At 72.5% G+C, this 12231-nt stretch carries 12 protein-coding genes; 5 read left to right on the forward strand and 7 right to left on the reverse strand.

Annotated elements, in window-relative coordinates; all coding sequences use genetic code 11:
- The first annotated feature begins 23 nt into the window (after positions 1 to 23).
- Together ACZ7DE_RS09285 and ACZ7DE_RS09290 are read left to right on the forward strand one after the other, a co-directional pair.
- Positions 24 to 2117, forward strand: coding sequence for a SpoIIE family protein phosphatase (locus ACZ7DE_RS09285; protein ID WP_470759124.1), 2094 nt, complete (start codon positions 24 to 26; stop codon positions 2115 to 2117).
- A gap of 46 nt (positions 2118 to 2163) precedes the next feature.
- The gene (locus ACZ7DE_RS09290) at positions 2164 to 3027 is read left to right on the forward strand and encodes an Fpg/Nei family DNA glycosylase (RefSeq protein WP_470759125.1); all 864 of its coding nucleotides are present in this window, start codon (positions 2164 to 2166) and stop codon (positions 3025 to 3027) included.
- On the opposite strand, the gene ACZ7DE_RS09295 is transcribed toward ACZ7DE_RS09290, so the two are convergent.
- The 5 genes from ACZ7DE_RS09295 to ACZ7DE_RS09315 all read right to left on the reverse strand — a co-directional run bounded on the left by ACZ7DE_RS09295 (position 3028) and on the right by ACZ7DE_RS09315 (position 7614).
- Positions 3028 to 5019, reverse strand: coding sequence for a caspase family protein (locus ACZ7DE_RS09295; protein ID WP_470759126.1), 1992 nt, complete (start codon positions 5017 to 5019; stop codon positions 3028 to 3030).
- Positions 5016 to 5408, reverse strand: a complete 393-nt coding sequence (locus tag ACZ7DE_RS09300) for a hypothetical protein (protein WP_470759127.1) — start codon at positions 5406 to 5408, stop codon at positions 5016 to 5018. The genes ACZ7DE_RS09295 and ACZ7DE_RS09300 overlap by 4 nt, the downstream gene beginning before the upstream one ends.
- A gap of 207 nt (positions 5409 to 5615) precedes the next feature.
- On the reverse strand, positions 5616 to 6275 hold the full coding sequence (locus ACZ7DE_RS09305; protein WP_470759128.1) for a zf-HC2 domain-containing protein: 660 nt from the start codon (positions 6273 to 6275) through the stop codon (positions 5616 to 5618).
- A gap of 141 nt (positions 6276 to 6416) precedes the next feature.
- A complete protein-coding gene (locus ACZ7DE_RS09310; protein WP_470759129.1) occupies positions 6417 to 6929 on the reverse strand; it encodes a hypothetical protein in 513 nt (170 codons plus the stop codon).
- Positions 6930 to 7065: 136 nt separating this feature from the next.
- Positions 7066 to 7614: a sigma-70 family RNA polymerase sigma factor gene (locus ACZ7DE_RS09315; RefSeq protein WP_470759130.1), complete on the reverse strand. Its 549-nt coding sequence runs from the start codon at positions 7612 to 7614 to the stop codon at positions 7066 to 7068.
- Between the two features lie 221 nt (positions 7615 to 7835).
- Between ACZ7DE_RS09315 and ACZ7DE_RS09320 the strand changes: the two genes are divergently transcribed.
- A complete protein-coding gene (locus ACZ7DE_RS09320) occupies positions 7836 to 8996 on the forward strand; it encodes a CapA family protein (RefSeq protein WP_470759131.1) in 1161 nt (386 codons plus the stop codon).
- A 42-nt stretch (positions 8997 to 9038) separates the two neighbouring features.
- Here the strand turns inward: ACZ7DE_RS09320 and ACZ7DE_RS09325 are convergent, their stop codons facing one another.
- Positions 9039 to 9512: a universal stress protein gene (locus ACZ7DE_RS09325; RefSeq protein WP_470759132.1), complete on the reverse strand. Its 474-nt coding sequence runs from the start codon at positions 9510 to 9512 to the stop codon at positions 9039 to 9041.
- Between the two features lie 140 nt (positions 9513 to 9652).
- Here ACZ7DE_RS09325 and ACZ7DE_RS09330 point away from each other — a divergent pair, with 140 nt between their 5' ends.
- On the forward strand, positions 9653 to 10273 hold the full coding sequence (locus ACZ7DE_RS09330; RefSeq protein WP_470759133.1) for an amino acid--tRNA ligase-related protein: 621 nt from the start codon (positions 9653 to 9655) through the stop codon (positions 10271 to 10273).
- 120 nt (positions 10274 to 10393) lie between these two features.
- Positions 10394 to 11230 carry a polysaccharide deacetylase family protein gene (locus tag ACZ7DE_RS09335; RefSeq protein ID WP_470759134.1) on the forward strand — a complete coding sequence of 279 codons (837 nt, stop codon included), beginning with the start codon at positions 10394 to 10396 and terminating at the stop codon, positions 11228 to 11230.
- 34 nt (positions 11231 to 11264) lie between these two features.
- On the opposite strand, the gene ACZ7DE_RS09340 is transcribed toward ACZ7DE_RS09335, so the two are convergent.
- A complete protein-coding gene (locus tag ACZ7DE_RS09340; protein ID WP_470759135.1) occupies positions 11265 to 11936 on the reverse strand; it encodes a class F sortase in 672 nt (223 codons plus the stop codon).
- Positions 11937 to 12231: the final 295 nt, after the last annotated feature.

Here is a 12231-nt window from a genome sequence, read left to right on the forward strand (position 1 = left end):
GCAAATCCTGGCAAGGTGGCCCCATGGCTGATCGGGGAGCGAGTGCCCTGTCACCGCCGGACGAGTGGCCCGCCCACCCGGATCCGATCCTGGCGCTCAACGGGATGGGCAGCTTCGACTGGGACCTGGACTCGGGGCTGTTCCACATGGACGCCCGAGCCCACGAGATCTTCGACCTCAGCCCCGGCGAATACGACGGTGACCCGGCCACCCTCTCGGCGCGGGTCCCGCCGAACGAGGCCATGCGCCTGGACGCCCTCGTCGCCCAGGCGATCAAGGACGGCAGCGAGAACTACGGCGCCTACTTCCGTCTGCGGCTGCGTGCCGGCACCCTGCGCTGGACCCACACCCAGGGCTACATCCGCCGCGACGAGACCGGCCGCCCGCGCCGCATCGTCGGCATCGTGCGTGACGCGACCGACGAGCTCGGCGACCTCGCCGCCCGCCGCGACGAGGACACCCTCGACGACGCGCGCCGCGAGCAGACCAACGTCGTCCAGCTCACCACGGCCGCCCTGGCGCACGCCCGCACCGTGCAGGACGTCATCGACGTCCTCAAGGACACCCACGGCCTCACCCACCTGGGCGCGACGAGCCTGGTCATGGGGCTGGTCGAGGCGGGCCGCATCCGGATGGTCGCCGAGGGGCCCGAGGGCAGCTTCGTACCCGGCACGCTCGTCACCCGGATCGACGAGCCCTACCCGATGAGCGAGGTCGTCCGCACCCTCACCCCGCGCTTCATCGAGTCGCCGGAGGAGTTCGCCGGCGGCTACCCCGTCCTGTGGCCGCACCTCACCGACCTGAAGATCACCTCGGCGGCCTATCTGCCGCTCATCGTGCAGGCCCGCCCGATCGGAGCGATGGGCCTGCTCTACAGCGACCGTCACGGCTTCACCCCCGAGGAGCGCAACATCCTCGTCGCCCTCGGCAGCAGCATCGCGCAGAGCCTGCAACGGGCCATGTTCTACGAGCAGGAGAAGGACATCGCCCAGGGCCTCCAGGAGGCCATGCTGCCGCGCACCATCCCCAGCGTGCCCGGGGCCGACGTCGCCGTCCGCTACCGCGCCGCCACCATCGGCGGCTCCCACGGCCGCGACATCGGCGGCGACTGGTACGACCTCATCCCGCTGCCCGGCGGCCGGGTCGGCGCCGTCATCGGTGACGTCCAGGGCCACGACACCCACGCGGCCGCCGTCATGGGCCAGCTGCGCATCGTCCTGCGGGCGTACGCCGCCGAGGGGCACCCGCCGCCCACCGTGATGGCCCGCGCCTCCGTCTTCCTGCACGAACTCGACACCGACCGCTTCGCCACCTGCCTGTACGCGGAGGCCGACCTGACCACCGGCGTCGTCCAGGTGGTGCGCGCCGGGCACATCGACCCCCTGCTGCGCGGCCCCGACGGCGCCTGCCGGCGCATCCCGGTGCCCGGCGGTCTGCCGCTCGGCCTGTCCGCCGAGTTCGGCAGCCTGGAGTACCCGGTCGGCACCGTCGAACTCGACCCCGGCCACACCCTGCTGCTGTGCACCGACGGACTCGTCGAGCAGCCCGGCGCCGACGTCGACGACGGCATGCTCGCCCTCGCCGCCTTCATCTCCGCCGGCCCCGACGACGTGCGCACCCTCGCCGACCAGCTGATCGACGTCGCCGAGGAGCGCGGCGGGGACGACGACGTGGCCCTGCTCCTGCTGCGCCGGCGCGGCCCGGACGGCTCGCGGGCGGGCAACCGGCTCCAGCAGCACGTGGCGCCCGGCGACCCGGAGGCCCTCGCCGAGGCCCGGCACATGATCCGCGCCGCCGTCCGCGCCTGGGGCTCCCGGGACCGCTCCGACGAGATCGAACTCGTCGCGGACGAACTGATCACCAACGCGCTCATGCACACCGAGGGCGCGGCGATCGTCACCCTGCGGGCGCTCACCGGCGGCGAACGCCGGCTGCGCGTTGAGGTCGAGGACTCCTCCAGCGCCCTGCCGCGACGCCGTGAGGCGGGCGAGTCGGGCGTCTCCGGGCGGGGCCTGATGCTGGTGGACCTGCTCACCGACGCGTGGGGCGTGGAGGCGCGCGGCGGCGGCAAGTGCGTGTGGTGCGAGTTCGCGGTGCCGGCGCCGGACCGGCCCTGACGCCGCACCGCGAGGCAATGTCCGTCCCGGATGGCACTCTGGACGTATGCCGGAACTTCCCGAGGTCGAAGCGCTGAAGGACTTCCTGGCCGAGCATCTCGTCGGCCACGAGATCGTGCGGGTGCTGCCCGCCGCGATCAGCGTGCTGAAGACGTACGACCCGCCCGTCACCGCCCTGGAGGGCCGGCGGGTCACCGCCGTGCACCGGTACGGCAAGTTCCTCGACCTGGCGACCGGCGACGGCCCGCACCTGGTCACGCACCTGGCCCGCGCGGGCTGGCTGCACTGGAAGGACCGCCTGCCCGACGGACCGCCCCGCCCCGGCAAGGGCCCCCTCGCCCTGCGGGTCGCCCTGGAGACGGGGGAGGGCTTCGACCTGACCGAGGCCGGCACCCAAAAGCGGCTCGCGGTGTACGTCGTCGGCGATCCGCAGCAGGTTCCCGGCGTGGCCCGCCTCGGCCCCGACCCGCTGGCCGCCGACTTCGACGAGGCCCGCTTCACCGCGCTCCTCGCGGGCGAGCGCCGCCGGCTCAAGGGGGCCCTGCGCGACCAGAGTCTGATCGCGGGGGTCGGCAACGCGTACAGCGACGAGATCCTGCACGCGGCGAGGATGTCCCCTTTCAAACTCGCGGCGTCCTTGACCCCGCAGGACGCCCACATCCTCTACGAGGCCCTGCGCACGACGCTCACGGAGGCGGTCGAACGCTCGCGGGGCCTGGCGGCGGGGCGTCTGAAGGCCGAGAAGAAGAGCGGTCTGCGCGTCCACGGCCGCACCGGCGAACCCTGCCCGGTCTGCGGCGACACCATCAAGGAGGTCTCCTTCAGCGACTCCTCGCTCCAGTACTGCCCCACCTGCCAGACGGGCGGCAAGCCGCTGGCCGACCGGAGGATGTCCCGGCTGCTGAAGTAGTCACCAGTAGGGGCTGCCCGCCAGATAGGCGACCAGCGTGAGCAGGGCCAGGACCAGGGCCGGGACAGCCAGCCCCTTGGCGACCGAGGTCAGACTCCGGGTGCCGCTCGCCGCCGAAGCCGCGTACCGTGCGCGCCGCGTTCTCAGGTCGTGGCGGGCGAGCGCACTGACGACGAGGGCCAGCGCGGCGGTGATCAGGGACACGGTCAGCAACGGCAGCGCTCCCTGGTCGTGGACGTTCTCCTCGACGTTGCCCGTCAGCCCTTCGCCGCTCCGGTCGACGACGGCCACCACGGCCGCCCGGACGGCCAGGATCACCGTGACGACCGCGGTGGCCGCGAGGGCGAGGGCGGCGCCGGCGAGAGCGGGGGCGACGCGGGACAGGGGCGGAGTGCGGCCCGTCGTCCGCTCCCGGTCGGCCTGCTCCCTCTCCCGGTCGGCCTGTTCCCGGTCGGCGCGCTCCCCCTGCTCCGTCTGCTTGTCGTCCTGTTCCCTCTGCGCCCGGCCGGTCTGCGCCGTGCGCCGCTGTTCCCGAGTCGCCTGCTGCGCGCTCTGCCGGTGCGGGTCCGTGCGGTCCGTGCTCGCCCCGTGCGCGAGCGTTCGGGTGCCCTCCGTCGAGGCCGGCGTCCCGTCCGCTTGCGGCCCGGCGTCCGAGGGCGCGATGACCAGCGGGTCCTGGTCGTGGGCGGACTCGTCCGCCGGCTCATCGGCGCCGCTCGGGGCCCGGGAGGGCGACGGACCCACCACCGCCTCGACGTGGACCACCGCCTCGTCGGCCACACCCTTCAGCGCGATCTCACCGGACAGGTGCCCCTCGGTGCTGGTGTCGACGCGGACCGTGAAGCCGTTCGCGGTCGGCTCGACCCGCAGCCATGACTGCGCGGGCTGGGCCACACAGTGACGGGCCAGCGGTGGGCCGTTCATGGTGACGGTCTTCTCCTGAAGGGGCGAGCCCTTGGGCACCAGGCCGAAGTCCAGACGGTCCGGGGAGGGCGCCAGCCGGATGTCGTGCAGCGCGCGGCTCGCCTCGTCGGCTATCTGCCGGATGTCGTTGCGCGCGACGTCCTCCAGAGCCTGACGGGCCCCTTCCGCCAGGGGCAGGGACTCGTTCTGGAGGCGGGAGTGCAGCTCCAGCACGGCGCCCTGCCGCGTGAAGGCGTTGTCGCTGTTGACGGCGGCGAGCAGGGAGGACGGGGACGGGAGGGCGGCGATCTTGATGCGGCCGCGCCGGCTGTGCGCGAGATGCAGCTCTCCCTGCATCTCCACCGTCTTGCTCGGGGTCTGGTTGGGGTTCTGTTCCTGTACGTGCTCGAAGACGTAGTCGTAGAGGTCGTCCAGGGAGACCTCGCCGTCCGCGTCGAGGTCGGCCTCGCCGGTCGCCAGGCCCTCGACCACCGCGTGCGTGAACACCGAGGGCCGCGGGGCGGAGTTCTCGGCGAGCTCGTCGCCCTCGAAGGCGAACTCCATGGAGTTGGACGCCGTGATGACGGCCCAGCCCCGCCCGCCGGGCGGCTTGTCCTTGGCGAACGACTCCAGGACGTTGACCGCGCCGGACGCGCGCACGGACGTCGAACCCCGGGAGAAGGCCCCGCCGTAGCAGCAGTCGAGGAACAGGACGGTCCGGCCGGCGCGGGTGCGGGACATGCACCCACGGACGAAGTGGGCAGGGATCGCCGTGGCGTCCAGCAGCCGGGGCTCGGTGTCGCTGGCGGCGAAGTACAGTTCGCCGGACTCGCTCTTGAGGCCGTGACAGGAGAAGTGCAGCACCAGCGTGTCGTCGCGGCGGCGGTCGCTGAAGAAGCCCTGGATGCGCCTGCGCATGGTGTCGGCCGGCGCGTTGCTCACGACGTCCACGTCGAAGTCGCCGATCTGCGGATCCTCAAGCACCCCGGCGAGTGCGGCGGCGTCCTGGGCCGGGGCCTTGAGCCTCTTCAGCCCCTGGTCGGCGTAGCGGTCGTTCGCGATGATCAGCGCGTGTCTGGCGGTCGTCATGGCGGGGCTCCGGCCGTGGAGTGCCGTTGGAGGAAGATCTCGAACGCCTGGGCCACCTGTTCGTCGGTCGCCTCGGAGATCTCCAGTACGTCGTCGTCCAGGGTCAGGTGCAGGGAGGGCCGGGAGTCCCGGCAGCGGCCGCGCCAGTCGCGGATCGCGTCCAGGACCTGCCGCAGCCCCGTGATCGTGCTGCCCAGACTCACCAGGAGGGCCCCGATGGCGGCCACCTCCACGACCCGGGCGCCGGGCGGGGCCTCCTCGCCGGGCACGGACGTGACGTCCTCCACGTCGAGCCGGAGCAGTTCCTCGCGCAGATGGCCGGTCAGTTCCTCGACGTCCTCGACGTCCGCGCTCTCCTCGGTCACGAGGATCTGCAAGGTCTTGTCCACCGGGGCGGCCCCCTTCGGCGATACGCACAGGGGCGGCGCGGAGTCGGACGGTCGGTGGCTCCGCGTCCGCGTCCACCCCCTATTTTCCGCCGCCCGTCGCACGGTCGCAAATCACCGAGCGACGAGGAAGGCGGGTGGGAGCGGGCCCGGAAACATGCGCGGTACCGGCGTCGACACGAAGTGACCTGAACTCACTTCGGTGCGACGTCAGTGGGCTTCGAGCGTCACCAGGTGTTCGCCGGAGGCCGTGCGCAGTTCGTAGCGGGCGATCTCGTCGGGGTGCAGGGCGGCCGCCCCCTGCATGGTGTTGGGGCGGGCGTCGTGCCGGGGAACGATCCAGCTGGTGACCGTCTGCTCGGAGCCGTCGCGGCCGATGGCGATCAGGCGGCAGGACCGGGGGCCCGCGCCGTCCTTGACCTGCAGCTCGACATGGCTGCCCCAGGCCTCGTCCTCGGTGGTGATCTGCGCCCACACCCCGGACTTCTCGTCCGTGGCGGTGACCCGCACGGCGTTCTCGCCGCCGTCGCTCCCGCCGGCCATCATGGCGAGCACGGGGGAGGCCAGGGCGACCACCACCGAGGCCGCCACCGCGTACAGCACGCGCCGGCGCACGGCCCGATGCCGGGCCGCCACCTCGGCGAGCAGCCGGTCGAGCAGCTGCGGGCCGGGGCCGGCGAAGGGGTGCACGGCGCGCGGGGTGGCGCGCCGGTAGAGCATCATCTGTCGTGCGGTGGGCCCGAACTCGGTGACCTGTGCCGCACACTGAGGACACTCCATGAGGTGGTCCTCGAAGCGGAAGGCTTCCGTTTCGTCCAGCACGCCGAGCGCGTACGCGCCGACGTCGCGATGCCTTTCCAGGGACCTCATGCCGAAACCTCGTGCCGTTGAGTGCCAGTGGGGTTACTCCTTGCTCCCACCGGTACGCACCCGGCAGACGAATCACTCAAGCCACGTACCGAATCGTGACCCAGATATTCGGAGCGGTCCGCCTCGCGGATTGGTGCGAATCTAAAAAAGATGAATCGCCAGGTGGCCGAGAGGCAGCCCGAGCTGCCAGGCGGGCGTCCAGACCTTGGGTCCCTCGTCCTCGCCGGCCGGCGAACCGCCCGGCACGGCGTTGAGGTCGGGGGCGAGCAGCTCCGTCTCCTCCAGCCAGCGCCAAGCCGCGGCCGCCAGTTCGAGATCGGGAGCGGGGCCCTCCAACTGGGCGGCTTCGGTCCTCAGTTGAGACATACGTTCGTCGACCCAGTTCTGCCACGGCTGGTCGTACGCCGTGAGCGAAAGCCAGGTCTCCAACTGGGTGACGACCCGGATGCCGGGCAGCTCTCCGTCGGTGTCGGACAGGAAGATCGTCAGCGCCAGGGCGTCGCGCCCGGCGCGGAACTCGAAGGACGTCGGCGGCATCAGATCGCCGGTCCGCAGCAGTTCGTCGGCGATGTACTCGGCGTACAACCAGGCCATGGGGACGGTGAGTTCACCGCCGTCGGTGCCGTCCGTGCTCTGGTGACCTCTGTGCAGCATCCCTTCCTGCCTTCCTCCGGTGCTTGCGCGTCGCCCGCTGCCGGGACCCCAGTCCGGAACACGGATGAGTACACCCGATTACTCAATGGGGGTCCTCGGCAAGGCGCTTTACGGAGGCTTGACCCGACCGTGGGTTTCAGTGCAGGTCGGCCGCGTATCCCGGAAGCACCCGGCGCAGGGCGCGCAGCGCGTAGTAAGCGCGCGACTTCACGGTACCGGGCGGAATTCCGAGCGTTTCGGCGGCCTCCGCCACACTCGCCCCTTGGAAATACACCAGCACCAGGACTTCACGGTGCTCCGGAGTGAGTGTCTTCACAGCCTCGCGGACATCGAGGGCGGCGGCCGCCCGCTCGGCGTGGTCGGCGCAGACGGGCGCGTTCTCCAGGACGGCGTCGCCGACCTCGGGCGGCCGCGCCTGCCGGGCCCGCCGCGCGTCGATCGCGAGCCGCCGGCCCACGGTGAGCAGCCAGGGCCGTACGGAGTCGAAGGCGTCGGCGCGCAATGCCTCTGGGTGCTGCCAGGCACGCACCAGGGTCTCCTGGACCAGGTCCTCGGCGCGCTGGCGGTCGCCGTCGCACAGCCTCAGCAGCAACGCGAAGAGCGGCCGGCCGTGCTCGCGCTGCAGCGCGGCGAGCTCGTGCTCGGCGGTCGTCGTTCCGGCATGGAGGGCGGTTCCGGCGGTCATGGGCGTATGGCACCCCAAGGGGCCGGTTCGGGACAGGGTGCGCACAGGGGTCTGCGGCGGACGGTCGATCGCGTCGACGAACGGTTCGACGAACGGTCCGGCTACGCCGATCGCGGGCATCGGTGCTGGACGAAGGGAGTGCCGGGGCGGTCCACCGTCGTCGATGGACTAGTAGTGATGCGTGCGTAAATATGACAATCCATGTGAATCGGGGTGATCCGGTGCTCGCACGCAGACACCAAGTGGCCCTGGTCCTGACGGCCGTTCTCGCGTCGGCCGCCGCCTGCCAGGCCCACGACCAACGGCCGGCCGCCCGGCCCGGCCGCCCGGCGCCGTCCGCCGCCCGCGGCTTCACCCTCGTCGCCACCGGCGACGTCCTCCCGCACACCACCGTCATCGACCGCGCCCGCTTCGACGCCGGCGGCGCCGGCTACGACTTCCGCCCCATGTTCGAGGGCGCCAAGTCCGTCGTCGCCCGGGCGGACCTGGCCCTGTGTCACATGGACGCGGTGTACGGAGCGAACGGCGCCCCCACCGGCCCTTCCGCAGTGGCCTCCGTGACCTCCCCGCCCGAGATCGCCGGGGCCCTCGCGGCCACCGGCTACGACGGCTGCTCCACCGCCTCCGACCACAGCCTGGACGACGGCCCCGACGGCGTGCGGCGCACCCTCGACGCCCTGGACGCCGCCCGTGTGCGGCACGTGGGCACCGCGCGCACCGAGGCCGAGGGCAACTCGGTCACGCTCCTGCGCGCGGGCCCGGCGAACGTCGCCCACCTCGCCTACACCTACGGCACCGACGGCCACCCCCTCCCGCCGGGACAGCCCTGGACCGTCGGCCTCATCGACGAGAACCGGATCCTCGCCGACGCCAAGGCCGCCCGGAAGGCGGGCGCCGACGTGGTCGTCGTCTCCCTGCACTGGGGCACCGAGTGGCAGGACGCCCCGGACGACCGGCAGATCGCCCTGGCCCGCACGCTCACCGCCTCGCGCACCGACGGCCGCCCCGACGTCGACCTGATCGTCGGCGCCCACGCCCACGTGCCGCAGGCCTACGAGAAGGTCAACGGCACCTGGGTGGTCTACGGAATGGGCGACCAGATCGCGGGCGAGATGTTCAACCGCCAGGGCCTTCAGGACGCGCGCGCCAGCCAGTCCACCGTCGCCCGCTTCACCTTCGTCCCGCCCGTCCGGCCCGGCGGCCGCTGGGAGGTGCGCAAGGCCGAGTTCGTGCCGCAGATGTACGACATCGACGCGGGCCGGGTGGTCGACCTCAACCGGGCCCTCGCCCAGGGCGCCGGAGTCCAGGGCGTGCGCGACCGCATCAAGGCCGTCGTCCTCAGCCGGGGCGCGGCCGCGGACGGGCTGGTGATGGGGGAGTAGGAACGTTCCGCCGCGGCGGGGACGACGGGAGTGACGCCGGTGCTACGGCACCACGGTCACCGGCCAGCGCCCCGCCTTCACCAGCCGCACCGCGACGGACCCGACGATCCGGTGCCCGGCCTGTTCGGAGGCGCCCACCACCACCGCGTCCGCCCTGAGCTCGTCCGCCGCCTTCACCAGACCGCCGTAGGGGTCGCCGCGGAAGGTGTGGAACTCCCAGCGCACGTCGAATATCCCCCGGGTCCGCTCGGTGGCCTCCCGGATCTGCGCGACCAGGTCCTCGGCGATCGCGTCGGTCGTCTCCGCGACCGGCGCCCCGAACGCCGCGCCCGCGGCCAGCACCGGCTGCACGTACACCACGGCGAGCAGCGCGTGCTGGCGGCGGGCCAGACCGGCGGCGTAGGCCGCCGCCCGCAGCGAGGAGTCGGAGCCGTCCACCCCGGCGAGGATCACCTTGGGGCCGTCCGTGCCCCGCTCGAACTGGTGGGCCGGCTGCTGCGAGTGCTGTTCCGTCACGGCCCGAGGCTATCGGAAGCGCCAGGTCCGGCCGGTGGGCGGGCTCCTCGACGGGCGGTGCGCCCCGGGTGGTTCCTACAGTCGAGACACGACAAGGGCGAACCCACCGTCTTCGTCGCCTCCTGGCGGCTCACCGGCAAATGTCCGCGGCCGCTGCCCGACGAGCGCCGCGGCCTGACCGACCCCGAGGCCAAGGTCCGCATGCGCTACCTCGACCTGGTCTCCAGCCCCGCAGCCCGCGACGTGGTCCGCGCCCGCTCCACCGCCGTGCAGGCCCTGCGCCAGGGACTGCTGGAGCGCGGATACCTCGGCAGCGGCGCTCCGACCGCGCCGGCGTCCCCTACACCCCGGACGACGGCCGCGGCGACGTCGTCCTGGAGACGTACGAGCGACTCGTCGAGGACAGGACCCGACTTCCCACCTTCTACAAGGACCTTCCCACCGACGTCTTCCCGCTCACCCGGCAGCACCGCGTCGACCCCCGCCTAACCGAACGCTGGGACCTCGTCGCCTTCGGCACCGAACTCGGCACCGCCTGCTCCGAGTTGACCGACCCGGTCGAGCAGGCGTCGGCGGCTCACCGAGCAGTCACTGCTGGCCGCGGGCGGCGACCCGGAGGCGATGAACTCGACGAGGACTTCCTCGACGCCCTCGAGTGCGCCATGCCCCCGACCGGCGGCCTCGGCATCGGCGTCGACCGCCTGGTCATGTGCCTCACGATCCGCGAGACCCTGCCGTTCCCGCTGGTACGGCGCCGCTGACCGCCCCCGGGCGCGTCCCGGGGCCCGGCGTGCCCGCGACTGCGCCGGGCGGGTGGAATCGTGCCGCCGGTGCGGTGTCGGTGTGGTGGGCCGGGGTCCGGCCGGGCGAGTGATGACTGCATGAAGAAGGAGCAGTTGTTCACGCGCCGCCGGGCGTTGCTCGCCGGCGCGGCAGCCGTCGGAGCGGTCGGCACGGCCGGAGTGTTCCTGTGGGGCGAGGACGGCGAGCAGGTCGAGGCCGCCCCCGCCGCGGGCGCCCTGCCGCGCAGTCTCCCGCTCAAGCCCTCCGCCTACCGCCTCCAGCCGCTCACCGGCTACGGCCCGCCGCGCATCGGGCCCGGCCGCACCCCGGTGCGTCACGAACCGCTGCTGAGGATGACCGGCCGCGGCCGCACCATGGTGCTGACCTTCGACGACGGACCCGATCCCCGCTACACGCCCGGCATCCTCGACACGCTCGCCGAGTACGACGTGCGCGCGATGTTCTTCGTGTGCGGGGAGATGGCGGCCCACCACCCGGACCTGCTGGCGCGGATGACCGACGAGGGGCACGTCGTCGGCAACCACACCTGGTCCCATCCCCTGCTCACCCGGCTGACCCGGCGCCGGATCCGCTGGGAGATGTCCCGCACCAGCGACGTCATCGAGGAGGGCTGCGGCGAGCGGCCGCGTTGGTTCCGCGCCCCCTACGGCGCCTGGAACCGCGCCGTCTTCCAACTCGGCGCCGAACTGGGCATGGAACCGCTCGCCTGGACGGTCGACACGCTCGACTGGACCACCCCGGGCGCCGGCGCCATCGTCGACCGGGTCGAGCGGGGCGCCGGCCCCGGCGTCGTGGTGCTCTCGCACGACGCCGGGGGCGACCGCTCGCAGAGCGTGCGGGCACTGCGCCGGTATCTGCCGCAGCTCCTGGACTCCGGCTACCACATCAGCGTGCTGCGCCGGCAGTACACCTGACGCGGGCGCCCCGCCCGCCCGGTCCGGGAGCCGCTCAGCGGACCTCGGCCAGGCGGGCGAAGGCGACGACGTTCCCGTCGTATCCGTTCGCCTTGGAGAAACCGCCGCCGCAGGTGATCACGCGCAGTTCGGGGGCGCCCTTCGAGGCGTAGACGCGGTCGCCGGGGAAGTTGTTCTTCTCGAAGACCTCGATGCCGTAGATCTCGAAGATCGCGGTCTTTCCGTCCTTGCGCGAAATTTCGACGCGGTTTCCCCTCTTGAGGGCGCCGAGTCCGTAGAACACGGCGGGGCCCAGCTTGTTGTCGACATGGCCGACGACCACCGCGGTCCCCTTCTCGCCGGGCGAGACGCCGCCGGTGAACCAGCCGGCCAGGTTCGGGTCCTCCGGCGGGGGTGCGCCGACCCAGCCGTCCGCGTCCAGGCCGACCGCCATGACCGGCGCGTCCACCCGGATGGCGGGGATCCGTACCCGGTCCGGCTCGGCGTAGGGCAGCGGAGCCGGGGCCGGCCCCAGGCCGCCGACGACGCTGCGGCCGTCGGCCGCAGCAGCCGAGGCCGGCTGCGGCGGGCCGATGTCGAACTCTCCCGACCCGTTCCTGATCAGCGCGAGACCGGTCAGCAGAACAAGCGCTATCACGCCCCAGGGGGCGCGCTTCCTCCGCCGCTCCTCTTCTTCCGCCGCCTCGGACAGCTCGTACGCAGACATTCGCCATCCCCTTTCGACGCGGCCGTCGCCGCGTCCTTTCGCGCATACGAGAACGCTAAGTCCCGTGGCGGAAACCGGCGACGGGGCGGCAGCGAACGGGTGGCTCGGGTTTCCCCCGGTGCGCCATCCGAGTTGACGGCGGAAGTAATTTTCTGACGGTCCGTGACCTGCGGCTATATCCGATCGCGTGCATTTCGCTCGGCGTGTCCTCTCACCAGGACGGACCATTCCCGAAATGCGGGCGCGTGCGGGGCGTCTGAGGGTCGTTCCGGGAGGCGCTTTCTCGCCGACATGC

The organism is Streptomyces sp. NPDC037083, assembly GCF_055606485.1.

Excerpts from the sequence above, each read along its gene's own strand:
- ACZ7DE_RS09285 (WP_470759124.1), top strand. The coding sequence starts at position 24 with ATGGCTGATCGGGGAGCGAGTGCCCTGTCACCGCCGGACGAGTGGCCC.
- ACZ7DE_RS09290 (WP_470759125.1), top strand. The coding sequence starts at position 2,164 with ATGCCGGAACTTCCCGAGGTCGAAGCGCTGAAGGACTTCCTGGCCGAG.
- ACZ7DE_RS09295 (WP_470759126.1), bottom strand. The coding sequence starts at position 5,019 with ATGACGACCGCCAGACACGCGCTGATCATCGCGAACGACCGCTACGCC.
- ACZ7DE_RS09305 (WP_470759128.1), bottom strand. The coding sequence starts at position 6,275 with ATGAGGTCCCTGGAAAGGCATCGCGACGTCGGCGCGTACGCGCTCGGC.
- ACZ7DE_RS09310 (WP_470759129.1), bottom strand. The coding sequence starts at position 6,929 with ATGCTGCACAGAGGTCACCAGAGCACGGACGGCACCGACGGCGGTGAA.
- ACZ7DE_RS09315 (WP_470759130.1), bottom strand. The coding sequence starts at position 7,614 with ATGACCGCCGGAACCGCCCTCCATGCCGGAACGACGACCGCCGAGCAC.
- ACZ7DE_RS09330 (WP_470759133.1), top strand. The coding sequence starts at position 9,653 with ATGTCCGCGGCCGCTGCCCGACGAGCGCCGCGGCCTGACCGACCCCGA.
- ACZ7DE_RS09335 (WP_470759134.1), top strand. The coding sequence starts at position 10,394 with ATGAAGAAGGAGCAGTTGTTCACGCGCCGCCGGGCGTTGCTCGCCGGC.
- ACZ7DE_RS09340 (WP_470759135.1), bottom strand. The coding sequence starts at position 11,936 with ATGTCTGCGTACGAGCTGTCCGAGGCGGCGGAAGAAGAGGAGCGGCGG.